Annotated in this window: 20 protein-coding genes; 4 read left to right on the top strand and 16 right to left on the bottom strand. The window is 53.9% G+C overall.

All coding sequences use genetic code 11. The annotated features are described in order from the left end of the window. Positions 1-18: 18 nt before the first annotated feature. The 6 genes from V6575_RS13670 to V6575_RS13645 form a co-directional block, all read right to left on the bottom strand. Complete coding sequence (locus V6575_RS13670) at positions 19-1659, bottom strand: ABC transporter ATP-binding protein (protein WP_340275047.1); 1641 nt, start codon at positions 1657-1659, stop codon at positions 19-21. A 13-nt stretch (positions 1660-1672) separates the two neighbouring features. Further along, entirely contained in the window at positions 1673-2818 is a 1146-nt protein-coding gene (locus V6575_RS13665; RefSeq protein ID WP_340275046.1) for an ABC transporter permease, read from the bottom strand. Positions 2819-2821: 3 nt separating this feature from the next. Continuing rightward, positions 2822-3943 (bottom strand): microcin C ABC transporter permease YejB, encoded by a 1122-nt coding sequence (locus tag V6575_RS13660; RefSeq protein ID WP_340275045.1) that lies wholly within the window; start codon positions 3941-3943, stop codon positions 2822-2824. 147 nt (positions 3944-4090) lie between these two features. Further along, a complete protein-coding gene (locus V6575_RS13655) occupies positions 4091-5965 on the bottom strand; it encodes an extracellular solute-binding protein (RefSeq protein WP_340275044.1) in 1875 nt (624 codons plus the stop codon). Beyond that, positions 5962-7845: an extracellular solute-binding protein gene (locus tag V6575_RS13650; protein WP_422785573.1), complete on the bottom strand. Its 1884-nt coding sequence runs from the start codon at positions 7843-7845 to the stop codon at positions 5962-5964. The genes V6575_RS13655 and V6575_RS13650 overlap by 4 nt, the downstream gene beginning before the upstream one ends. A 251-nt stretch (positions 7846-8096) precedes the next feature. Further along, entirely contained in the window at positions 8097-8651 is a 555-nt protein-coding gene (locus V6575_RS13645; protein ID WP_340275041.1) for a c-type cytochrome, read from the bottom strand. Between the two features lie 197 nt (positions 8652-8848). Here V6575_RS13645 and V6575_RS13640 point away from each other — a divergent pair, with 197 nt between their 5' ends. From V6575_RS13640 to V6575_RS13630, 3 genes are read left to right on the top strand one after another with little or no spacing between them, the layout of a single operon-like run. After that, complete coding sequence (locus tag V6575_RS13640; RefSeq protein WP_340275039.1) at positions 8849-9583, top strand: 3-deoxy-manno-octulosonate cytidylyltransferase; 735 nt, start codon at positions 8849-8851, stop codon at positions 9581-9583. Positions 9584-9636: 53 nt separating this feature from the next. Next, a complete protein-coding gene (locus V6575_RS13635; protein WP_340275037.1) occupies positions 9637-10527 on the top strand; it encodes a prephenate dehydratase in 891 nt (296 codons plus the stop codon). A gap of 24 nt (positions 10528-10551) precedes the next feature. Further along, positions 10552-11553 carry an adenosine kinase gene (locus V6575_RS13630; protein WP_340275035.1) on the top strand — a complete coding sequence of 334 codons (1002 nt, stop codon included), beginning with the start codon at positions 10552-10554 and terminating at the stop codon, positions 11551-11553. A gap of 81 nt (positions 11554-11634) precedes the next feature. Here V6575_RS13630 and V6575_RS13625 read toward each other — a convergent pair whose 3' ends face one another. After that, positions 11635-12120 carry an Lrp/AsnC family transcriptional regulator gene (locus V6575_RS13625; RefSeq protein ID WP_340275033.1) on the bottom strand — a complete coding sequence of 162 codons (486 nt, stop codon included), beginning with the start codon at positions 12118-12120 and terminating at the stop codon, positions 11635-11637. A gap of 131 nt (positions 12121-12251) precedes the next feature. On the opposite strand from V6575_RS13625, the gene V6575_RS13620 reads away from it, so the two are divergent. Further along, positions 12252-12665: a DUF2000 domain-containing protein gene (locus V6575_RS13620; RefSeq protein ID WP_340275031.1), complete on the top strand. Its 414-nt coding sequence runs from the start codon at positions 12252-12254 to the stop codon at positions 12663-12665. Positions 12666-12729: 64 nt separating this feature from the next. Here the strand turns inward: V6575_RS13620 and V6575_RS13615 are convergent, their stop codons facing one another. From V6575_RS13615 to nusA, 9 genes are all read right to left on the bottom strand, one after another. Continuing rightward, positions 12730-13353 carry a 2,3-bisphosphoglycerate-dependent phosphoglycerate mutase gene (locus tag V6575_RS13615; protein WP_340275220.1) on the bottom strand — a complete coding sequence of 208 codons (624 nt, stop codon included), beginning with the start codon at positions 13351-13353 and terminating at the stop codon, positions 12730-12732. A 27-nt stretch (positions 13354-13380) separates the two neighbouring features. Then, positions 13381-14193, bottom strand: a complete 813-nt coding sequence (gene dapB, locus V6575_RS13610) for a 4-hydroxy-tetrahydrodipicolinate reductase (RefSeq protein WP_340275029.1) — start codon at positions 14191-14193, stop codon at positions 13381-13383. 209 nt (positions 14194-14402) lie between these two features. Further along, complete coding sequence (gene pnp, locus V6575_RS13605) at positions 14403-16523, bottom strand: polyribonucleotide nucleotidyltransferase (protein ID WP_340275218.1); 2121 nt, start codon at positions 16521-16523, stop codon at positions 14403-14405. Between the two features lie 347 nt (positions 16524-16870). After that, entirely contained in the window at positions 16871-17140 is a 270-nt protein-coding gene (gene rpsO / locus V6575_RS13600; protein WP_340275027.1) for a 30S ribosomal protein S15, read from the bottom strand. Positions 17141-17347: 207 nt separating this feature from the next. After that, complete coding sequence (gene truB / locus V6575_RS13595) at positions 17348-18292, bottom strand: tRNA pseudouridine(55) synthase TruB (protein ID WP_340275026.1); 945 nt, start codon at positions 18290-18292, stop codon at positions 17348-17350. Positions 18293-18352: 60 nt separating this feature from the next. Beyond that, complete coding sequence (gene rbfA, locus V6575_RS13590; protein WP_340275024.1) at positions 18353-18760, bottom strand: 30S ribosome-binding factor RbfA; 408 nt, start codon at positions 18758-18760, stop codon at positions 18353-18355. A 172-nt stretch (positions 18761-18932) separates the two neighbouring features. Continuing rightward, positions 18933-21617, bottom strand: a complete 2685-nt coding sequence (infB, locus tag V6575_RS13585; protein ID WP_340275022.1) for a translation initiation factor IF-2 — start codon at positions 21615-21617, stop codon at positions 18933-18935. A 7-nt stretch (positions 21618-21624) separates the two neighbouring features. After that, positions 21625-22278, bottom strand: coding sequence for an RNA-binding protein (locus tag V6575_RS13580; RefSeq protein ID WP_340275020.1), 654 nt, complete (start codon positions 22276-22278; stop codon positions 21625-21627). 37 nt (positions 22279-22315) lie between these two features. Next, positions 22316-23965 carry a transcription termination factor NusA gene (gene nusA, locus V6575_RS13575; RefSeq protein ID WP_340275019.1) on the bottom strand — a complete coding sequence of 550 codons (1650 nt, stop codon included), beginning with the start codon at positions 23963-23965 and terminating at the stop codon, positions 22316-22318. Between the last annotated feature and the right edge of the window lie 27 nt (positions 23966-23992).

Below are 23992 nucleotides of genomic sequence, written 5' to 3'. Positions count from 1 at the left end.
GATGGAGGTGAATAGCCCTCAATCACTCACCACGCCTGCAGGAGCCGTTTCCAGCTTGAAGGCCGCGGCCATGAGGGCTTTTGTGTAGCCTGTCTGCGGATGATCAAAGATGTCTGCGGACTTGCCGGATTCGACCACTTTACCGCTGCGCATGACAACCACGTCATTGGCAAGCGCACGCACGACCTTCAAATCATGGGAAATGAACAGGTAGGCCAACCCGTGTTTCTTCTGCAAATCCCGCAGCAGGTCGACCACTTGCGCCTGCACACTCATGTCGAGAGCCGAGGTCGGCTCATCCAGCATGACGAATTTTGGCTCCAGCACCATGGCGCGGGCAATTGAAATGCGCTGACGCTGACCACCGGAGAACTCATGCGGATAGCGGAACCGGGTGGTGGCATCGAGCCCGACTTCCACCAGCGCCTTGGCGACTTTCTGGTCGCGCTCTTGCGACGAAAGCTTCGGAAAATGGACCAACAGGCCCTCCCCGACGATATCAGCCACGGACATGCGCGGCGACAAGGCGCCGAAGGGGTCCTGAAACACAATCTGCATGTCACGCCGAAGTGGGCGCATGTCTTTCCAGGAATTCTCCTGAATATCCTTCCCCTTGAAGGCAATCCGTCCCGTCGAGGAAATCATCCGCAAAATGGCAAGGCCCAGCGTCGTCTTGCCGGATCCACTCTCCCCAACGATGCCAAGGGTCTGGCCTTCGCGAACGGTAACATCAATCCCATCAACCGCCTTCACGTGATCGACCGTTCGGCGCAGAAATCCGCGTTTTATCGGAAACCAGACCTTCAGATCATCGGCCTGAACAACCACCGGCTTGCTCTCATCGTGAACCGGCGGCTGGCCTTTCGGTTCGGCTGCCAACAGATGACGCGTATAGGCGTGCTGAGGGTTGTCAAAGATCTCTGCGACAGGGCCTTCTTCAACGATCTTGCCATCGGTCATGACGCAGACCCGGTCTGCGAATTTGCGCACAATGCCGAGATCATGAGTGATAAACAGCAGTGCCATACCGCGTTCGGCTTGAAGCTCTTTCAGCAGCTTGAGGATCTGCGCCTGCACTGTCACATCAAGGGCAGTTGTCGGTTCATCAGCGATCAGAAGATCTGGCTCATTGGCGAGCGTCATCGCGATCATCACGCGCTGGCGCTGGCCACCGGACAATTGGTGCGGATAGGAACTCAACCGTGTTTCCGGGTCTCTGATGCCGACCTGGGTCAACAGCTCCAGAACACGCTCCCGTGCCTTGGTGTCGCTCATTCCCAAATGGACTTTCAGAACCTCTGCAATTTGCTTTTCAACCGGGTGCAGCGGGTTGAGCGAGGTCATCGGCTCCTGAAAGATCATCGAAATCTCGTTGCCCCGCACCTTACGCAAGGTCTTTTCATCTGAACTCAACAGATCAACACCGTTGAACATCACTTTGCCGGTGGGATGCGACGCCGTCGGATAAGGCAGCAGTTTTAAGACAGACAGGGCCGAAACCGACTTGCCGGAGCCACTTTCGCCAACCAGAGCAACGGTCTCGCCTTTGTTCAGGGAAAAGGATACCCGATCCACGGCCAGGTTTTTCTTGTCGCCCTGCTGAAAGGCGACAGAGAGATCCTCAACGGAGAGGAGCGGCTGGTTTTTATATGTGCTCATGGTGTCCATCTCCTCACACAAAGCTCTTGCGCGGATCGAAGGCGTCACGGACAGCCTCGCCGATGAAGATCAATAGGCTGAGCATGAGCGAAATCACGATAAAGCCTGTGATGCCAAGCCAAGGGGCCTGCAGGTTGTTTTTGCCCTGAGCCAGCAATTCGCCAAGCGACGCAGAGCCGGGAGGCAGACCAAAGCCAAGAAAATCCAGCGCCGTCAGGGTTGAGATAGAGCCGTTCAAAATGAAAGGCATGAAGGTCAGTGTTGCCACCATGGCGTTGGGCAAGAGGTGCCGCCACATGATGGTTCTGTTAGAGACTCCGAGCGCACGAGCAGCAGCAATATATTCAAAATTTCGCCCGCGCAGAAACTCCGCACGCACAACGCCGACGAGCGCGACCCAGGAGAAAGCCAGCAGAATTGTGAACAAGGTCCAGAACCCGGGGATCAGAACCGATGACACAATCAAGATCAGATAGAGCGTCGGGATCGCCGTCCAGATTTCGATGAACCGCTGGAAGAGAAGATCGACCCAGCCGCCATAATAGCCCTGCACGGCCCCAGCCGCGATGCCAATGATCGAAGATGCCAGCGTCAGCGCCAGACCGAACAACACCGAAATGCGGAAGCCGTAAACCAAACGGGCCAGCACATCACGCCCCTGATCATCGGTACCAAACCAGTTCCAGTTGCCGATCACGCAATTGGGGTCATTCACGCCCTCAGCGTAGCGAGAACAACGGGTTTCCTTGTCCAGCATCCAGGAGGGTGGGGCTGGAGCCGGCACCGGGATTTCATTATTCACCGTCCGATAGGAATAGCGCACCGGCGGCCATAGCATCCAGCCATTGGCCCTGATCTCGTCCTGCACGAAGGGATCGCGATAATCCGTGACAGCTAGGAAGCCACCGAATTTCTCTTCCGGATAATTCACAAAGACTGGCGCCAGGATTTCTCCCTTGTAGGAGACCATAATCGGCCGGTCATTGGTCAGGAATTCAGCGCCCATGGCTACTATGAACAGGATTAGAAAAATCCAAAGCGACCAGAAGCCTCTGCGGTTGGCTTTGAAGTTGGCCAGGCGGCGCTGATTGATCGGCGACAAACGGCGATTGCGAATATCGTCCGGAAGGCTATCTGATTGCGTAGCTGTTGCGTCCATGCCTCAGACCTCCCGTGTTTCGAAATCAATCCGGGGATCGATCCATGTGTAGGTCAGGTCGGAAATGAGATTCACCAGAAGGCCCATCAGCGAGAAAATATAAAGCGTGGCAAAGACAACCGCATAGTCGCGATTGATAACGGATTCAAAGCCCAGCAAACCAAGACCATCCAATGAGAAAATTGTCTCGATCAAGAGAGACCCGGCAAAGAACGATGAAATGAACGCCCCCGGAAAGCCCGCCACCACGATCAGCATGGCGTTTCGGAACACATGACCATAGAGCACCTGACGTTCATTTAGGCCCTTGGACCGTGCCGTAACGACATATTGCTTGCGAATTTCATCCAGGAAAGAATTCTTGGTCAGCAGCGTCGTGGTTGCGAAAGCGGCCAGCACCATGGCGGTCAAAGGCAAAGCCAGGTGCCAGAAATAGTCGACAATCCGCGCAGGCCAGGACATGGCCTCCCAATTCTCCGAGGTGAGCCCCCGCAAAGGGAACAGATCAAGGAATGATCCCCCGGCAAAAAGCACGATCAGGAGCACAGCGAACAAAAAGCCCGGGATCGCATAGGCCACGACAATGACACCAGAGGTCCAAACATCGAACCGGGAACCATCTGCCACCGCCTTCCTGATCCCCAAGGGCACCGAAATGGCGTAGGAAATGAACGTCATCCAGAGCCCAAGCGAAATGGAGACCGGCATCTTTTCGGCAATCAAATCGATGATCCGGATATCTCGAAAATAACTCTCGCCAAAATCAAAGCGGGCGTAATTCCACAACATCCCGAGAAAGCGTTCCAACGGCGGCTTGTCGAAGCCGAACTGAGCTTCAAGTTCCTTGATGAACTCCGGATCCAGCCCCTGGGCACCGCGGTATTTCGAACTGGTGCTTTCGCCAGCTGCGCCGCTAACGCCTGATGAGCTTCCACCGCCGCTGAGCATATCCGACGTGCCGCCACTAATACGTGCCGTTGCCGAGACATCCGTGCCCGAGAGCTGCGCAATGACGCGCTCAACCGGCCCGCCCGGCGCGAACTGAATCACAAAGAAATTGATGGCCATGATCCCGACCAGGGTCGGAACCATCAGCAGCAGCCGTCGAAGGATATAGGCGCCCATATTGCTGTTCTATCGCCTTTTCATTGTTCGTTTTGAGCATGTCTCATGTTCGCGAGACAACTTGAACTGCTCTGACCGTCTGTTTTGATTCATTGTACAATCGGAAGACCGGTTTTTACTTTGATAGCCCATAGCTGGTGCCATGACCTAACCGCCCTTGCCGATCTTTTGCGCCTTGTCCTGATCAAACCACCAAAGAGACTCGACCGGAAAATCATAATGAGGTGGTTCATTCGAGTAGCCGAACATGTCCCAAAGCGCCACCGAATGAACCGGCTTGTACCACTGCGGTACCCAGTAATGTCCGGACCTCAAAACCCGGTCGAGGGCTCGGGCCGCGACATTCATGTCTTCACGCGTTATGGCATTGAGCGCCTTGTCAACGAGCGCATCCACAACCGGGTCCTTGATGCCAGCGAGATTGTTTCCGCCTTTGACCTCACCGGCATGTGACACCCATAGATCGCGATCATTGTTCGCCAAAGTCGGGTTGATTGCGAACCGGCGGCTGGTCACATCGAAATCAAAATCATTCAAGCGAGATTGATATTGTGCTGGATCAACAAGCCTGAAATTAGCCTTGATCCCCAGTCGCTCGAGGTTTTTGATATAGGGCAGCGTGATACGCTCAAAGCCTTTTGAATTGCTGAGGAACTCGAACTCAAGCGGCTGCCCATCCGGGCCGACGAGAATTGAACCGTCTCGCGTATATCCAGCCTCTCTTAGAAGCTGCGATGCCTGCCGCAAAAGTGTCCGGTCAAATCCGGATTCGTCGGAAACTGGCTGGAGGTAGGCCTCTCCAAAAACCTCATCCGGCACCCGCCCTCTGAAGGGTTCCAAAAGGGCTAACTCGTCTGCCGGAGGCTGACCTTCTGCCATCAACACCGAATTCTGAAAGAAAGACTGCGATCGCTTGTATAGGCCGTAAAACAAAGATTTGTTCGCCCATTCGAAATCGAAGGCATAGCCAATCGCACGGCGCACGCGAGGGTCAGAGAACTTCTCCAATCGCGTGTTGAAAAACCACCCCTGTGCACCCGAAGGCCGGTCGTCCGGAAACTCCTTGAGGATCACCCTCCCATCCTCAACCGCCGGAAAATTGTATTCCGTCGCCCAGGTCTTGGAGGAGAACTCCTCATGATAGGTGATATTGCCCTTCTTGAAGGCCTCAAACGCGATCTGGCTTTCCCGAAAAAACTCGATGCGGATCACTTCAAAATTCGACTGGCCGACCAGAACCGGCAAATCCTTCGCCCAATAGTCAGAGACCTTGTGGTACTCGACATAACGCCCGACAGCATGTTTTCCGACCTTGTACCCCCCCGAAGACAGAGGTGGCGTCAACGTTGATTGTTTGAAGTCATAAGCCGTGTAGTAGCGTTTGGAAAAGATCGGCAGCCCCGCCACCAAGAGCGGCAGTTGGCGCGTGTGATTTCCAGTAAACCGCACAGCCACACGGTACTCATCAAGCACTTCGGTATCAAGCAACTCCTTGAGTGGCAGTCGGACCTGGGGATGCCCCTCGGCTTTCAACAAGATCAGGGAAAACGCCACATCCTGTGCAGTCACTTTCGATCCGTCGTGAAAACGTGCTTCCGGGCGTAGATTGAAGATATAGGTGCTACCATCGTCTTCAATCTCGACACTTTCAGCCAATAGGCCGTACATGGCATCCGGCTCGTCGAGCGCTCGCACCATTAAAGTATCAAAACACAACTCCATGCGAGGAGGAGCATCACCCTTCAAAATGAAAGAATTGAACGAGTTAAATGTCTGGATATTCTGGTTGAAACCCCAACTCGGCGCGCGAAATATGAACTTTCCGCCCTTGGGGGCGTCCGGGTTGGCATAATCGAAATGCGTAAAATCTGCCGAATACTTGAGATCACCGAAAACCGACAAGCCGTGTCGTCGCTCACCAGCCACAGCTGAACCCGCACTGAACGGCATCGCGGAGGCAACAGCTGCCGCTCCGGTCAGCTTCAACAACTGGCGACGACTTGTTCCGCGCCCCGCCATCATTTCGCGACACCGGTTTTTGCAGCCTTCGCCTCGTCGTACCACCAGATCGTCGGGAAGCCATTCGAGTAGTCAGGTATGTTGTCCGGGTGGCTGAAGCGGTTCCAGCGCGCCGTTCGGTCAATGTCGAGATACCATTGCGGGATCACGTAATAATGATGCATGAGCACCCGATCGAGCGCACGCGTCGAGGCGACCAGTTCATCTCGATTCTTGGCAAAAATCACTTTGTCGATCAACGCGTCGACACCCGGGTCCTTGATGCCTAAAAAATTATAGGATTGTTGCTGGTCAGCGGATTCAGAACCCCAATAATTGCGCTGCTCATTGCCCGGCGACAGGCTCTGGGGCCAAAGGAATGAGGTCATTTCAAAGTCGCGACTGCGAAGCCGGTTGATATATTGCGGCGAATCCAGCACGCGCAGTTCCAAGTCTATCCCGATCAGCTTCAGACTGTTTGCAAATGGCAGAACAGAACGTTCGGCGCTTGGATCCCTTGCAATATACTCGATGGTAAAGGGCTCGCCGGTCTTCTCATTGACAAGTTTGCGATTCTCCAACTTGTAGCCAGCTGACTTCAAAAGAGTAAGCGCTTCACGCAAGTTGGAACGCTGGTTCTGCGGAGATCCACCGACAGGGTTCTTATACTCCTCAGTGAAGACAGAGGCTGGCACAAGGTCCCGCACACTCTCCAGAATTTCAAGTTCCTTGCCCTTCGGCAAGCCTGACTGCGCCAACTCTGTTCCGGCATAAAAGGACGAAATGCGCTTGTACTGATCGAAAAAGGCCGTCCGGTTCAGGCTTTCGAAATCGAAAGCATAATTCAGCGCTCGCCGCACTCGCGGATCTTTAAATTTATCCAAGCGAAGGTTTGGAATGAATGCCTGCATAATGCCAGATCCGTGATCCGGGAATGTCTCCAAAACGACCTTGCCGTCCTTCACCGCCGGAAAATCATAAGCCGTTGCCCAGTTTTTCGCGACGTTTTCATTACGCCAGTCATACTGGTCTCCCTTGAAGGCCTCCAAGAGTACGGCGCTGTCACGGAAGGAGTCGTAGCGGATTTGATCGAAATTATTCGTTCCAACATTAACCGGCAGATCCTTGCCCCAATAGTCGTCAACACGTTCATAGATCACACGGCGGTTAAACGTGAAATCCTTCACCTTATAGGGGCCGGAGCCCAGCGGGGCTTCCTGTAATCCGCTGGCAATGTCACGAGGCTCACCATCGGCATTGACACCCTCCCACCAATGCTTCGGCATCACTAACAGCTGCCCGACGATATGAGGCAATTCTCGGTTGTTTTTGGTATCGAATTCGAAACGAACGACACCGCCTGGCAACTCAGTCGCACTGGACACATCATGATAATAGAATTTTTGCCGTGGACTGAGCTCTGTTGCCTTTTCAAAGGACCAGATTACATCCGCTGCTGTGATCGGCTCACCATCTTGCCATTTGGCTTTCGGGTTCAGGCGATACTCAACCCAGGAATAATCGTCTGGATAGCGAAGGGCTTCAGCGATGAGCCCATATTCAGCACTGATGTCAAGCTCATCGAGCGAGCTGGTCATCAAGGTCTCATATACCAGGCCCACACCCGGTGCAGGGCTTCCCTTTGGCAGGATCGGATTAAACGTATCGAACCCACCGGACGTCGAGAGGCGCACGAGTCCGCCTTTGGGTGCATTCGGATTGACATAATCAAAGTGTTTTACATCAACGCCGTATTTGGGACTGCCCGTAAGCGCCGTCGCATGGTGCCATTCCGGTTGGGCAGCTTGCACTGAGGCAATCGGCAAACTCAAAATCGACAAACAGAGGAGGGAACATGCCCAAATGGATTTCAACGGTCCCGATCTCCTGTTGCCACTCGCCATGCATCATCTCCGCAATTCAACAAACTCACCCTTCGCCGAATCAGGCAAGCGTGTTCACAAAATTAGTCATGTAATACTAGGGGAGAGAATGGGTCTTCGTCACCTGTTCTTAATGCACATGACAAAGATTTAAGAACTTGGACAAACTAAGTATATTTAACGAGGGCATACCAAGCACCGGACATAAAAAAGCCGCATCAGAAGACGCGGCTTTTTACAATGACAGCAAATTATACTGCCAAATTTAATTATTATTGGCTTGGCAAAGCCACCGGATCAGTCGCCTGCTCTCGCAGATACGCCAGGAGATTGGCGCGATCTTTTGGCTTGCGCAGACCTGCAAAGCCCATGGATGTCTTAGGAACGTGTTCCTTGGGCTTGGTCAGGAAGCCATCAAGCTCTTCAAACGTCCAGGCTGGATTTGTATCACCAAAAGCAGTCATCGCTGCGGAATAGGCAAAACCTTCGTGCGATCCCGGTTTACGATCGATCAGATCCCAAAGCCCAGGTCCAACTTTATTGGCACCATCAGGAGTGAAAGAATGGCAAGCAGCACATTTTTTGGCAACTTTCTCGCCGTCGCTAGAACTTGCAGAAGCAAGACGAATGGCGATGGGTTCGACTTCTTCGACAGCGTCTGCCGAACTCGCAACAACACTGCCTTCAGGCGGCAGTGAAATTTCGTAGCCGGGTTTTCCCGGAATCGTCGGGTGAAAGATGATGTCTGATACAATTCCGACGCCCATGGTCAGAAGTAACACCATTAAAACCGCACCCGCGGCCTTATTAAGGGTGAAGGAATCCATTCTCTCCGGCTCCAAGCTAATACGCGTCCGGGTCCGCAACTTGCATCACGGACCCATTAAGCTTTTCGATTTGAAGCGGACCCTACAAATTTTTTGACGTTGCTGTCCATAGGTATAAAAGGACTCTGCCTAAGACATTCAGACGCAGATCCGTATGGCTGCCTGTCAAGACTGCTGATTTTCAACTGGAGCACCCCGTGAACAGCGCACTTGTCGTCATTCCCTCCCGCCTTGCCGCGACCCGCCTGCCAAACAAACCATTGGCAGATATCTGCGGAAAACCAATGATCGTTCGCGTGATGGAGCAAGCCCAAAACGCCGACATCGGCCCCGTTGTCGTGGCCTGTGACCATAAAAGCATCACCGAGGCTGTAAATGATCACGGCGGACGCGCTGTGATGACACGAGAGGACCATGAATCAGGTTCTGACCGAATTCAAGAGGCTGCAAACACAGTTGACCCCGACAGAAAACACGGTGTTGTGCTGAATCTGCAGGGAGATGTCCCTCTGATCGAGCCTGAAGCGATTCGCGCAGCCTTTGCGCCCCTATCCAATCCGGCGGTCGATATTGGGACAATCATGACGGAAATTCATGAAGAGCGTTTTCGTGACGATCCAAGCTTCGTCAAGGCCATCACAACGCCTGTCGGATCGACTGCTTTTAGAGCGCTTTATTTCACCCGCGCCAAGTCGCCAACCGGTGATGGCCCCCTTTACCAGCATATAGGTGTCTATGCCTATCGCCGCGACGCCCTGGACAAATTTGTCGCCTTGCCGCCCTCACCGCTGGAAATTCGTGAGAAGCTTGAACAACTGCGCGCACTCGAAAACAACATGCGCATTGATGTTTCCCTGATCCACAGTGCTCCAATGGATGTAAACACCCCGGAAGACCTGGAACGGGCACGTGCGGCAGTTTCTGCGCAATAAACCGAATTCTCTGATATGACACGTGCAAATTGATCGAGGAACCAACAGAACCGATGTCTGACCGCAAGAAGATCGTCTTTCAGGGCGAAACAGGTGCCAACTCCCATATGGCATGTAGCAACGTCTATCCCGACTATGAGGCGATCCCCTGTGCAACGTTCGAAGATTGCTTTGCGGCCATGGACGAGGGCAGCGCCGATCTGGCCATGATCCCGATCGAGAATTCGGTCGCAGGGCGTGTTGCCGATATCCACCACCTTTTGCCAAAGTCCAACCTTCATATTATTGGCGAATACTTTCTGCCGATCCGCTTTCAGTTGATGGCCCCAAAGGGCGCTCAGATTGAAGATATCAAGACAGTTCAGAGCCACATTCATGCGCTCGGACAATGCCGGAAAGTCATCCGGGAACTGGGGCTGTCCGCAGTTGTTGGCGCTGATACTGCCGGTTCTGCCCGCCAGATTGCCGAGAAGAACGACAAGAGCATCGCTGCCCTGGCCCCTGAAATGGCGGCCGATATCTATGGGCTCGACATCCTACGCCGGGACGTGGAGGACGAAGCACATAACACCACACGCTTTGTCATCCTGTCACGCGAGAAGCATGAAGCAGCCCACAGCCGCGATCCAATAATCACCACCTTTGTGTTCCGTGTTCGCAACGTGCCCGCAGCCCTCTACAAGGCACTGGGCGGCTTTGCGACCAACGGCGTAAACATGACGAAGCTGGAATCCTACCAACTTGAGGGGCAGTTCTTTGCCTCGATGTTCTATGCTGATGTCGAGGGCCACCCGGACGACCCCAATCTGACACTTGCTATGGAAGAACTCGCCTTCTTTTGCGCAGAACTAACAGTCGTCGGCGTTTACCGCGCCAGCCCGTTTCGCGAAAAGATCCGCGAACCGGAAGCCAATCGGGCCCTGCGTCCAACTCCCAAAATCTGATTAATTCCAATTCAGGACGAATGAATGACCGATATCCAATTTGATACCCTTTGCATCGGCAATGCCATCTGCGACGTCTTTGCCCATGTCGAAGAAGACTTCTTGGTTCAGGAAAGCCTCGTCAAAGGCTCAATGCGCCTGATCGATACGCAAGAGGCTGTCCGCCTATTCGACAAAATGGGGCAGACAGTCCGTGTGTCCGGTGGTAGCGCTGGCAACACGGCTGCAGGCATCGCATCTCTTGGCGGCAAGCCGGCCTATTTCGGCAAGGTCGCTCAGGATGAGCTTGGTGACAGCTATGCCCATGATATGAAGGGCACTGGCGTTCACTTTGAGACCCCTCGCCTCATCGATGGCGTGCCGACAGCCCGCTCCATGATCCTGATCACGCCTGATGGCGAGCGGACCATGAACACCTATCTTGGTGCCTGCGTCGAATTCAGCCCTGTTGATGTCGATCCAGACGTCGTTGCCGCCTCCGCTATTACTTATATGGAAGGCTACCTTTGGGACCCTGCAGAAGCGAAAAAAGCCTTCCTGGAAGCCGCGAAGATTGCCCATGCCAATGACCGCAAGGTCGGCATCACTCTGTCAGACTCTTTCTGCGTTGATCGCTACCGGTCGGAGTTCATCGGTCTGCTTAAGGACGGCGTTGTCGATATCATGTTCGCGAACGAGCACGAACTGAGAGCGCTTTATGAGACATCAGATCTCGACACAGCCGTTGCAGCAGCTCGCGATAGCGGCGCTCTCACAGCACTGACACTGGGTGAGAACGGCGCAATGGCGATCACTGCCAACGAGACGGTCAAGGTTCAGGCAAGAACTGTGAATGAGGTCGTTGATCTCACCGGTGCAGGTGACCTCTTTGCATCCGGCTTTCTGTTCGGGCTTGCCCGCAACTACGATCTAACCTCAGCAACAGAGCTGGGTTGCCTTTGTGCATCCAATGTCATTGGACATGTCGGTGCACGACCTGAAAAACCCCTGAAAAACATTGCTGAACAGGGTGGCTTCGAAGTCTGAGGCAAGCAGGCCTTACTTCGGGAAGCACGCATATAAACTGAGAAAGCCGTGTCCAAATTTCTGGATGCGGCTTTTTTATTATCAAACCTTTCGATCTAAGCCGACCGGGAACCCATGAAATTGCTTGAGTTCTTTCAAGACAAAGGTCGTCTGCATTTCCTTGATACCTGGAAGACGTCGGATCACAGACATGGCAAAATCCGAATATCGATCCAGATTTTCAGCGACCACCTGGACCAGAAAATCCGCATCTCCAGCGATGCTGTAGCAGGCAACCACTTCCTCAAGCTCTGAAATCTGCCGGGAAAATTCTTCGGCTTCGCTTTCACTATGGCTATCGATCTTGACCCGTATGAAGGCAAGAACACCAAGGCCAATCTGAGTACGATCAAGCGAGGCACGGTAGTTCTGAATAACCCCGACTTCCTCTAGTTGGCGAACACGGCGCCAACACGGTGAAGCAGACAGACCAACATCTTCGGAAAGCGCTTGATTGGTCAAGCGTCCGTCTTTCTGCAGAGCATTGAGAATTCGCCGATCCGCGTCAGATAGTTTCTTTGAAGGCATTTTTCACCGAAATTATTGTGATTTTAGATAGGATCTACCTATTAATAATCTATAACTGGGTAAATAGGCATGAATAACCTCATACTATCACATAGTTTTGGCGAGTTATTTCCCCATCAAGGACGCCAAGCATGTCGACAGATTTGCGAATTGCCATCATCTCCCGACCAGATCTTCCTATTGGCTTACTCGCCAATACGGTCGCGGCAATTTCAGTTGGCATCGGCGCCAAACTTCCGATCCTCGGCAACCTCCAGCTGACAGATACAGAAGGCCGGACTATCGACATTTCGTCCAACCGGCCCGTGCCTATCCTTCAGGCTGGTCAGGAAGTCCTATCGGAACTGCTTCTCAAGGCACTAAAGACCAATGAAGCAGCAATCGTTCCCTTCCCTGCCTTTGCACGGTCCCTCCATTCCTACGCCGACTATGAAGTAGCCTTTCCGGACAAGGATCTCAGTATAGAGCCCCTTGACGGACTTGGACTGGCCGGTCCCGAAAAATGGGTCCGCTCGCTGACAGGAAATCTAAAACTCCTGCGTTAGAAATTAAGAATGAAAAAAGGCGGCCAAAATGGCCGCCTTTTTTTTTAAAAAACTCTTACACAAATTACCCTGCAAGGTCTTCTACGCTGACAACTTCGCCATCTTCATTCAACCGATAGATCACCGGTGTGCCGGTTCCAAGCTCGCGCTTGAGGATTTCTTCAGGTGACAGCTTTTCCAGTTCCATGATCAACGCACGTAGGGAATTGCCATGAGCTGCGACGATTGTCCTCTTTGAAGACAGCACCTGCGGCAGGATTTCCCGGCGATAATAGGGAAGCACGCGCTCAGCTGTCATTTTGAGGCTTTCGCCACCGGGAGGTGGAACATCGAAGGAGCGACGCCAGATATGAACCTGTTCTTCGCCAAATTGCTCTCGCGCCTCATCCTTGTTCATGCCGGTTATATCACCGTAATCACGCTCGTTCAGAGCCTGGTCCTTGATTGTTTCCAAGCCTTGCTGGCCGAGCTCTTCCAGAATGATCGTCAGCGTCTTCTGTGCCCGCTGCAGAACCGATGTATAGGCCACATCAAACTCAAGCTTCATGTCGCGCAGCTGAGCGCCTGCGGTCTTGGCTTCCTCGACGCCCTGCGCCGTAAGGTCAGGATCTTTCCAGCCAGTAAAAAGGTTCTTCAGATTCCATTCGCTTTGGCCGTGGCGAACAAGCACCAAGAGACGTTCCATGATTGATTTCCCCAGTTCGTCAGTAAGATGTCAGTCGTTCAGGCCAAGAACATCGGCCATCGAATAAAAGCCTGGCTTTTGATGAAAGCCCCAAAGCGCTGCCTTAACAGCACCTTTTGCAAAAAGTTGGCGATCTTCAGCCCGGTGGGTCAGCTCAATCCGCTCCCCTTCACCTGCAAAAATCACTGAATGCTCGCCTATAACAGATCCCCCGCGCAGGGTGGCAAACCCAATATCTCCAGCATTTCGAGCTCCGGTTATGCCATCACGGGAGCGCACAGAGCGATCCGCCAAAGATATGTCTCTGCCTTCAGCAGCGGCCTCACCCAGCAACAAAGCCGTGCCCGAGGGAGCGTCAACCTTGTGCTTATGGTGCATCTCCAGAACTTCAATATCGAAGTCCTCATCCAGAGCCTGAGCGGCTTTTCTTACAAGCGCTGCCAGGAGATTAACACCAAGGCTCATATTGCCAGATTTAATGATCCGAGCCTGGCGTGCGGCGTCATGTAGTGGCAAATCCTCACCTTCAGCCCAGCCAGTTGTTCCGATCACATGTACGATGCTCGCTTCAGCGGCCAAGTTCGCAAATGCAAGCGACGCCATTGGCGCGGTAAAATCAAGAACGCCGTCAGCTGCAGCGAAGGCACTTTGCGGATCTAAGGTAATCGAAACGTCCAGATTGCCAACACCGGCCAATTCGCCGGCATCAGCACCGAGGAATTCAGACCCTTCGCGTTCAACCGCACCGCTAACACGGGCACCGTTGGTTTCCGTTACCGCCCGCACCAAAGCCCGGCCCATTCGGCCACCAGCTCCAACCACGACAAGCCGCATATCGCTCATGCCAAACCTCATTCAATTTTCAGTTGCTGCCGTATAACAGCATTCTCGGCCACAGAGCAAAACCTGTCATTGGTGAAATAGCCTGTTTCAACAATGAGAGAGCGCTCTGCGGAAAACCATAGGAACGTAATTACGTCTTTTAAATGAAAACAGGGCGGGATCGTTGCCGATCCCGCCCTGCCTCAAAACACCTTTGAGAAGATCATGCCTTATTCGGCTTCTTTCTCGAGTTCCTTGCCAGTCTCCTGATCAACAACCTTCATGGACAGGCGAACCTTGCCACGTTCGTCGAAGCCCATGAGCTTGACCCAAACCTTATCACCTTCTTTGATCACGTCAGTGACCTTGGCAACCTTGCGCGGAGCGAGCTGGGAGATATGAACCAGACCGTCCTTTGCGCCGAAGAAGTTCACGAAGGCACCGAAATCGACGCACTTCACAACTGTACCTTCGTAGATCACGCCAACTTCTGGCTCAGCAGCAATGGAGTTGATCCAGTTAACTGCAGCCTGAATGGCCTTGCCATCAGAAGAAGCGATTTTGACCGTGCCATCGTCTTCGATGTTAACCTTTGCACCGGTCTTTTCGACGATCTCACGGATGACCTTGCCGCCTGAACCGATAACTTCACGGATCTTGTCGACTGCAATTTTCATCACTTCGATGCGCGGAGCATGTTCGCCAAGCTCGGCACGCCCTTCAGTGATCGCATTGGCCATTTCTTTCAGGATGTGGATACGACCGTCCTTGGCCTGTGCCAAAGCGACCTTCATGATCTCTTCGGTGATGCCCTGGATCTTGATGTCCATCTGCAGTGCGGTGATGCCGTTTTCGGAACCCGCTACCTTGAAGTCCATATCGCCGAGGTGATCTTCGTCGCCCAGAATATCTGACAGAACCGCAAAGCGTTCGCCGTCCTTGATCAGACCCATTGCAATACCTGCAACAGGAGCCTTGAGCGGGACGCCAGCGTCCATCAGAGCCAGGGACGTGCCACAGACAGTCGCCATGGAAGACGAACCGTTGGACTCAGTGATTTCCGACACAACGCGAAGGGTGTACGGGAATTCATGATGCAACGGCAGCATTGGGTTCACTGCGCGCCATGCCAGCTTTCCATGACCGATTTCACGACGCCCTGGGGAGCCCATACGCCCAGTTTCACCGACCGAGTATGGTGGGAAATTGTAGTGCAGCATGAAATGGGACTTGTAGGTGCCTTCGAGCGCGTCAACAAACTGCTCATCTTCGCCTGTGCCGAGAGTGGCAACCACGAGGCCCTGAGTTTCACCGCGTGTGAACAGAGCCGAACCGTGAGCACGCGACAAAATGCCAACTTCGGACGTGATCGCACGAACTGTTGAAAGGTCACGACCATCGATCCGCGAACCAGTGTCCAGAATGGCGCCACGAACGATTTCAGCTTCGAGATGCTTGAATTCACCGCTCAAGACAGCAGCTTCTGGTGCATCATCACCGCCATTGGTGATCAGCGCTTCAACGACGGCTGCCTTGGCAGCATCAATCGCGTTCTTGCGCTCTGTCTTTGCGGTGATGGCATAAGCTGCCTTCAGTGCATCGGCAGCCATGCCCTTGACCTTCTCGTAAAGAGCGGAGTGGTCAGGCATAGAGAATTCGCGAGGCTCTTTAGCAGCTGTTTCAGCAAGCTTGATGATCGCATCGATCACAGGCTGGAAACCAGCATGACCGAACATCACGGCTGAAAGCATTGTTGCTTCGTCAAGTTCCTTGGCTTCGGACTCAACCATCAGAACCGCATCTTGCGTTCCTGCAACGATCAGATCCAAGGCGGATTCGCTCATGTCGTCGATTAGTGGGTTCAAAACGAACTCACCATTGATCATGCCAACGCGTGCGCCGCCGATTGGGCCCATGAACGGAACGCCAGACAGGGTCAGGGCTGCAGAAGAGGCAACCATCGCCAACATGTCTGGAGCATTTTCCATGTCATGGGACAGGACTGTGATCACGACCTGAGTGTCGTTCTTGTAGCCATCGGCAAAGAGCGGACGAATAGGACGGTCAATCAGGCGGGACGTCAGGGTTTCGTGCTCTGACGGACGGCCTTCACGCTTGAAGAAGCCACCCGGGATCTTACCAGCGGCATATGCCTTTTCCTGGTAGTTCACGGTGAGCGGAAAGAAGTCCCGACCTGGTGTAGGGGATTTCGCGGATACAACGGTGGCAAGAACCTTTGTCTCGCCATAGGTCGCCAGAACGGCGCCATCAGCCTGACGGGCAATTTTGCCCGTTTCGAGTACGAGCGGACGACCGCCCCACTCAACTTCTACACGATGAACATCAAACATCATGATTCCTTACAGATTTGTCTCCTGCGCGAAAGGCAACTCACATCGTGCGCAGAAACCTAGTATCGGTCGGCCCCGTATGGGCCGGTTACCGATCGAACGTGTCACGGGCAAGACGACAAGCTTCTTTTCGCCAAAAGCCAAAAACAGCCAGCAATCCTGCCCCATGACAGTTCCGGACTTCATATAGTGCGGATTCCGTTGAAATGGAACCGCTCAAAAAAACGCGGCGGACAAATCTGCCCGCCGCACTCAAATCCATAAAGCAACGTCCAATCCGAATGAACCGCCAGAGCGATCAAAAGAATCTGCGAACGATGTTTCGGTCTTTTGAAACTGCGAGCCTTTTAGCGGCGAATGCCGAGGCGCGTGATCAATGTCTTGTAACGCTCTTCGCTCTTGCCACGGGCATAATCCAGAAGCGAACGACGCGTTGCAACCATCTTCAGAAGGCCGCGACGGGAATGGTTATCCTTGCCGTGATCCTTGAAGTGACCAGTCAGGTTGTTGATCCGTTCGGTCAGGATAGCGACCTGAACTTCGGGAGAACCTGTATCGCCTTCTTTGATGGCGTATTCTTTCATCAACTCAGCTTTGCGCTCAGTAGTAATCGACATCCTCTTTCCTTTCAGAGATATGGCCGGTTAACCCGGCACGAGATGGTTGCCGGCAAGCCGGCCAAATCCGTATTTTCACCAGAGCCGAGATGTCGGTCAGCAAAGGTTCATCCGGACGATCAGAGCCAATTGGCCCGATAGCGGCGATATATGGCGGAAAACGCATGGAAAGGGAAGGGTTTTCTCTGAGATCAGAAAAATCCCTCCCTATAGGTTAAACACACGGTTCGGCTGGAAGCGACCTCGCTCGACAGTTCCGAGGGCGACCGGAACGCCTGCATGACTAGTGAATGCCGTCTCACAGTTCAGCGGTGCTTCGCGTCCACGCAACAAAATGTCCAGACCCTTTCGAATTCTAGACGCATCCTCAAGAGACACGGGCACCTCCGTAAGGTCTTCCATGGCATCACGAACTGGCAGGATGAACTCGCTCACCAGCGCATCTACGCTGTCGGTTTCTTCCAACCCTTCGGACGCTTCAAGCAATTCGTCCAGGGTGACCATGTCCTCTTCGCCAAAAGGTCCAACCAGAAGGCGGCGCAGTTCAGTCACGTGACCTCTTGTTCCAAGCCGCCGACCAAGATCACGGGCCAGCGCACGCACATAAGTACCCTTGCCGCATTCGGCTTCAATAATGGCCTGGTCTTTTGTCGGGCATTCCACAAGCGATAGCCTGTGAACGTCGATGGGACGTGCCTCAAGCTGAACGTCTTCGCCGTCACGCGCCAGATTATAAGCCCGCTCACCATCGACCTTGATGGCCGAGAAGATTGGCGGAACCTGCATGATCGTGCCAACGAATTCCGGTAGTGCGGCTTCAATATCTTCGGCACCTGGGCGTACATCAGAGGACGCGACCACTTCACCTTCGGTGTCATCCGTGGTTGTCTCTGCGCCCCAAGTCACCTCAAAACGATATACTTTCCGGCCATCCATGACGAATGAAACCGTCTTGGTGGCTTCGCCAAACGCCAGCGGCAAACAGCCGGAGGCTCTGGGATCTAGTGTTCCGGCATGTCCGACTTTAAGCGGATGCAGGATGCGCTTGATTTTGCCAAGCGCGTCATTCGAGGTGATGCCGTAAGGCTTATCCAGCACCAACCAGCCGTTGATAGCGTTCCGGTGCTTCTTGCGTTGCTGCTGCCGCGCCATATATTTTCCGTTCGTGGAGCTTTGTAACGTTGGCGCTATGCGCTCAGGCTGATGCCCATATCACTCTGCGTCGTCTGCATCCAGATCACGCGAAACAACAGGTGACTGCAGCAATGTTTCGATGCGGTCATCATCGTCGTATCGAGTGTCCAGAACAAAACGCAGATCAGAGCTGTATTTCATCGTCATGCGACGAGACACAAGACCGCGCAGGTGCTTTGCTGACCGGTTAAGGGCCGTTTCAACTTTCTTCGCATCGCCTCCGCCAAGGGGCATGAAGAGACATGTTGCCAGACGCAGGTCCGGTGCCATGCGAACTTCAGGAATGGTGACGATGACGCCTTCCAGATCGGGATCCGCGAGTTCGCCGCGCGTCAAAATTTCCGACAGTTCCTTGCGAACCAGTTCACCAACGCGCAACTGGCGCTGTGTCGGCCCCTTGCCGCCTTGTCCCTGTGGTCGTGCCATGATGTCTCAATCCGTTTTCGGAGCGTCATTCCTCTTAGAATGAACACCGCCTCATTTTAGATAACAGTCCGAGCCTTGCTCGAACGACGTTGGCCTTCCAACGCTAAATGCAAGACGCCGGCGCCGCTTATGTTGCTGCGCCGGCGTCTTTATTTTCAGTTCACTTGTCGTTCTATAGCGATCTTGCGAGATGCTCGACGCGGAAGCATTCGATAACGTCGCCAGCGCGCATATCCTGGTAGCTGACGAAGTTCATGCCGCATTCCTGGCCGGATTCGACCGTCTTGACTTCATCTTTGAAGCGCTTGAGCGTGCCCAGCTTGCCTTCGTGAATGACAACGTCGTTGCGAATGAGGCGTACTTCGGCCCCGCGCTCCACGATACCTTCGGTAACCAGACAACCAGCAACCTTGCCAACCTTGGAGATGTTGAAGACCTCTTTGATCTCCGCATTCCCGATGAAAGTTTCGCGACGTTCTGGAGACAGAAGGCCAGACATGGCTGCCTTTATGTCATCTACAAGATCATAAATGATGTTGTAGTAGCGGATTTCGATACCGTCGCGACGCGCTGCTTCGCGCGCCTGCTTGTTGGCACGAACGTTGAACCCGATGATCGGTGCCTTGGAAGCCAAAGCCAGCGTTACATCACTTTCAGTGATCCCGCCGACACCTGACATCAAAATACGTGCGCTGACTTCGTCAGTTCCAAGTTCTTTGAGTGCCTGGACAATAGCTTCAACAGAACCCTGCACATCGCCCTTGAGGACAAGCGGGAATTCCTTGTGACCAGTGTCCTGAAGACGGTTCATCATCTCTTCAAGTGACCCGCGGGCACCAGAAGCAACCACAGAAGCCTTTTCCCGGAGCTGACGCTGACGATACTCAACAATTTCACGAGCACGTGCTTCGTTTTCGACCACAGCAACCATATCGCCAGCTGCTGGTGTTCCCTGGAAACCGAGAACTTCGACCGGCTTGGAAGGACCCGCCTCCTTCACCTGGTTGCCAGACTCATCGAGCATGGCACGAACACGGCCCCATTCGGAACCGGCAACAATGATGTCGCCAGGACGAAGAGTGCCTTTTTGAACCAGAACGGTTGCAACAGGACCACGACCGCGATCCAGTTGTGCTTCAACGACGATCCCTTCAGCTGTCCGGTCCGGATTTGCCTTAAGTTCAAGAACTTCAGACTGCAACAGGATCATTTCCAGCAGCTTGTCGAGGTTCGTGCCTTCCTTGGCGGAGACCTCTACATCAATCACTTCGCCGCCCATCGCTTCCACAACAATAGAATCCTGAAGCAGTTCGGTGCGAACACGGCTCGGATCAGCACCAGGCTTATCCATCTTGTTGATCGCGACGATAATCGGAACATCGGCAGCCTGTGCATGCGCAATGGCTTCCTTGGTCTGCGGCATGACGCCATCATCAGCAGCAACAACCAGGATCACGACATCGGTAGACTTGGCACCACGAGCACGCATCTGCGAGAACGCGGCGTGACCCGGTGTATCGATGAAGGTGATTTTATTGCCAGCCTGTTCGATCTGGTAAGCACCAATATGCTGCGTAATGCCGCCAGCTTCACCAGTCACAACCCTGGAGTTACGAAGCGCATCAAGAAGCGATGTCTTACCGTGATCGACGTGACCCATGATGGTGACGACAGGTGGACGTGCCTGCAAGGTTTCTACTGAATCTGGTTCAGAGAAGAGACCGGTTTCAACATCCGACTCAGACACGCGCTTGACCGTGTGTCCCATTTCAACAGCAATCAGCTCAGCAGTATCCGCGTCAATCACATCCGTGATCTTGAGCATCAGATCCTGTTTCATCAGGATCTTGATCACATCAACAGCACGCTCTGTCATACGGTTGGCGAATTCCTGAATGGTAATCGTTTCAGGCAAAATAACTTCGCGCAGAACCTTTTCACGAACGACCTGCTGGCCACCACGTTTTTCTTTTTCACGACGACGGCGCAAGGACGCAAGAGAGCGGGAGCGCTGATCGTTGCTTCCACCTGTCGCTGCTGAAATCGTCAACTTGGACCGACGGCGGTCATCGCCAGTGCGCGGACGTGTCGTTGTTGGTGCCGGAGCGACCTTCTGACGCTTGACCGGACGCATCGCTTTGTTGCGGCCCTCTTCGTCAGTTGGTGGCGGTCCGTCTGCAGGACCAGGCGCCGGAGTGTTAGCGCGTGGTCCTGCTGGGCGCGCACCTGCAGGCTGGCGTGCCGCCGTAGCTGGTCTTGTCGCAGCAGGCTGCGGCTTAGACTTGGCTTCAGCTGCAGCCTTGGCATCTGCTTCAGCCTTCAGAGCAGCCTGTTTGGCTTCTTCGGCTTCACGAATGACACGAGCTTCTTCTTCGGCCTTCAGGCGAGCTTCTTCTTCAACCTTGCGAATCGCATCCTGTTCGGCGCGCAGCTTCGCATCAATGGCAGCCTGCTTGCGCTCTTCGACTTCACGAACCTGAGCCATTTTGAGAGCGGCGGAACGAGCCGCTGCTTCATCCTTGGTCAGGGTGCGAAGAACAGCACCGCCCTTTTGTTGCCGCTGACCAGAAGCGCCAGCAGCACGACGTGCTGCCTGCTGTGCATCTGGCTGAGGCTTGCGCGGAGCAACTTCAGCCGGCTTATCCAGCCGCTGTGTCTGAAGCACGGGTTGTTCGACCTTGGGCTGCTGCCCAGGCACGACGACACGACGCTTCTTTTTCTCCACGACGACGGCCTTCGTCCGGCCATGCGAGAAGGACTGGCGAACGGTTCCCTGATCGCCACCACCCCGCTTGAGGCCAAGCGTTTTGCGCTCGGCACTAACTGTCTTGTCGTCTGGATTCTTCGTATCGCTCATATTGCCTTCAGTCCTGCGCAACTGCACCAGCTGCCTTGCCTAAATCTTTTATGGCGGAATTCGACCGGAAATCCTCCAATTCGCGTACTCGCGACAGGAAGTTTTCGCTCGCCTGACCCGCAAGCAGTGCAGCATGTATCACATTTGACCGACCCAATGCCAAATCCAATTGAGTCGAATCGAACAAACGGACGACCTGTGGCCCGTTTGCAGTCTCATTTCGGCTCGCAACCACCCCTGACAGCTTCCTGATCCCGTCATCAGCTGCATCCGACGCATGGATCAGCCCCAACACAGGATCACGCCGAAGGGCGGCTCCAACTTTCGAAAACCCCGTTACAAGCCCTCCAGCCTTACGGCTGATAGACAAGGCAGACAACGCCGCCCGTACCATGAGCGCATCAATACGCCCAGAAAGCCCTGGCTCAACCGCTGCTTCACATTTAAAGCCGCGCCCGAAAACCCGTTTCCGTTCTTTTTCGGCCTTGCAGATGATTTCATCTGCCGCCGTAACCCAAACCCCGCGACCGGGGAGCACTCGTCTAAGATCCGGGACAACCTGCCCCTTCGGATCAAGGACGAAACGAATCATGCGATCAACCGGCTGAACCTCCCGGGTCACGGCGCATTGCCGCTCGGTCGGCTCATTTTTCTTCGGCACCAGTTATCTCCAGTCGAAACGTCCGTTAGCGTGCACCTTACCCCTTGAGAATTGCTCCAGCAGGGGCTTCTTCAACTGCGTCATCCTCCGAAGCTCCCGCTTCAGCATCCTCTGCAACTGTCTCGTTGGCCTTCAGATCGTCTTCCGTGATCCAGCCAGCCTGCAAGCGCGCAGACATGATCATTGACTCAGCATCGGCCCGAGAAACTTCGTATGAGCTCAGAGCACCTTCATAGCGCTTGGTCTCACCGTCCTTGCGTTCGGTCCATCCTACCAGATCATCTGTCGCACAGCCCGCAAGATCTTCAACCGACTTCACATCATCCTTTCCGAGAGCGACAAGCATCGCTGTCGTGAGGCCATCGATGCTCCGCAGATCGTCTGAAACACCAAGATCGCGGCGCTCCTGATCCAGCTTGGTTTCTTTCTCTTCAAGGTAGTCACGGGCACGCGCCTGAATTTCATCAGCTGTATCGCCGTCAAAGCCTTCAATCGTCGAAATTTCGTCAAGCTCGACATAGGCCACTTCCTCGACCGCCGTAAAGCCCTCAGTTGCCAAAAGCTGACCTACCATCTCATCAACGTTAAGAGCGTCCATGAAAAGATTCGAGCGTTCCTGGAATTCTTTCTGTCGGCGCTCGGATTCTTCCTGCTCCGTCATGATGTCAATCGCCCAGCCAGTCAACTGCGAGGCAAGCCTTACATTCTGGCCACGACGACCAATCGCAAGACTTAGTTGTTCATCAGGAACGACAACTTCAATACGTTCAGCGTCCTCATCCAGAACAACCTTGGCAACTTCTGCCGGTTGGAGCGCGTTGACGATGAAAGTGGCTGGTTCATCATTCCAAGGAATGATGTCAATCTTCTCACCCTGCAACTCGCCAACGACAGCCTGAACACGGCTACCGCGCATCCCCACACAGGCACCCACTGGATCAATCGACCCGTCATTGGAAATCACCGCGATCTTGGCACGGGAACCTGGATCACGGGCAACAGACCGAATTTCGATCACGCCATCGTAGATTTCAGGAACTTCCTGAGCGAAGAGCTTCGCCATGAACTGTGGATGGGTCCGCGATAGGAAAATCTGTGGTCCACGCTGTTCGCGGCGCACATCGTAGATATAAGCACGAATACGATCACCAGTGCGGAATGCTTCACGCGGGATCAATTCGTCACGACGAACGATCCCTTCACCGCGACCAAGATCGACAATCACGTTGCCATATTCGGCACGCTTGACCACACCGTTAACAACTTCGCCAACGCGGTCCTTGAATTCATCGAACTGCTGATCACGCTCGGCTTCGCGAACCTTCTGAACAATCACCTGCTTTGCAGACTGCGCTGCAATACGGCCGAAGTCCAAAGGCGGCAATGGCTCGGCAATGAAATCACCGATTGTTGCTTCCGGGTTCCGCGCCAGAGCTTCAACCAGAGCAATTTCCGTTGAAACGTTATCAACCGTTTCAACAACCTGCAGCAAACGTTGAAGGCGGATCTCGCCGGTCTTTGAATTGATCTCGGCGCGCACCTCGGTTTCCGTACCGTAACGAGACCGGGCAGCCTTCTGGATCGCATCTTCCATTGCCGTAATGACAATGGTGCGATCGATCGACTTTTCCCTGGCAACCGCGTCTGCAATTTGCAGCAGTTCCAGCCGGTTCGCGCTGATAGCCATTCAATCAACTCCTCTCGCGCCCTGTCT

The sequence above is a fragment of the Roseibium algae genome, from assembly GCF_037783265.1.
Classification (GTDB): domain Bacteria; phylum Pseudomonadota; class Alphaproteobacteria; order Rhizobiales; family Stappiaceae; genus Roseibium; species Roseibium algae.
Note: the sequence above shows the minus strand (reverse complement) of the source record. Positions and strands in the feature narration are given on the sequence as shown.

Coding starts and splice junctions, on each gene's coding strand:
- pnp (WP_340275218.1), bottom strand. CDS start 16,523: ATGTTTGATGTTCATCGTGTAGAAGTTGAGTGGGGCGGTCGTCCGCTC.
- dapB (WP_340275029.1), bottom strand. CDS start 14,193: ATGAGCGATATGCGGCTTGTCGTGGTTGGAGCTGGTGGCCGAATGGGC.
- V6575_RS13650 (WP_422785573.1), bottom strand. CDS start 7,845: ATGGCGAGTGGCAACAGGAGATCGGGACCGTTGAAATCCATTTGGGCA.
- V6575_RS13635 (WP_340275037.1), top strand. CDS start 9,637: ATGTCTGACCGCAAGAAGATCGTCTTTCAGGGCGAAACAGGTGCCAAC.
- V6575_RS13625 (WP_340275033.1), bottom strand. CDS start 12,120: ATGCCTTCAAAGAAACTATCTGACGCGGATCGGCGAATTCTCAATGCT.
- V6575_RS13655 (WP_340275044.1), bottom strand. CDS start 5,965: ATGATGGCGGGGCGCGGAACAAGTCGTCGCCAGTTGTTGAAGCTGACC.
- V6575_RS13630 (WP_340275035.1), top strand. CDS start 10,552: ATGACCGATATCCAATTTGATACCCTTTGCATCGGCAATGCCATCTGC.
- V6575_RS13660 (WP_340275045.1), bottom strand. CDS start 3,943: ATGGGCGCCTATATCCTTCGACGGCTGCTGCTGATGGTTCCGACCCTG.
- V6575_RS13645 (WP_340275041.1), bottom strand. CDS start 8,651: ATGGATTCCTTCACCCTTAATAAGGCCGCGGGTGCGGTTTTAATGGTG.
- V6575_RS13620 (WP_340275031.1), top strand. CDS start 12,252: ATGTCGACAGATTTGCGAATTGCCATCATCTCCCGACCAGATCTTCCT.
- rbfA (WP_340275024.1), bottom strand. CDS start 18,760: ATGGCACGACCACAGGGACAAGGCGGCAAGGGGCCGACACAGCGCCAG.
- nusA (WP_340275019.1), bottom strand. CDS start 23,965: ATGGCTATCAGCGCGAACCGGCTGGAACTGCTGCAAATTGCAGACGCG.
- truB (WP_340275026.1), bottom strand. CDS start 18,292: ATGGCGCGGCAGCAGCAACGCAAGAAGCACCGGAACGCTATCAACGGC.
- V6575_RS13665 (WP_340275046.1), bottom strand. CDS start 2,818: ATGGACGCAACAGCTACGCAATCAGATAGCCTTCCGGACGATATTCGC.
- infB (WP_340275022.1), bottom strand. CDS start 21,617: ATGAGCGATACGAAGAATCCAGACGACAAGACAGTTAGTGCCGAGCGC.
- rpsO (WP_340275027.1), bottom strand. CDS start 17,140: ATGTCGATTACTACTGAGCGCAAAGCTGAGTTGATGAAAGAATACGCC.
- V6575_RS13670 (WP_340275047.1), bottom strand. CDS start 1,659: ATGAGCACATATAAAAACCAGCCGCTCCTCTCCGTTGAGGATCTCTCT.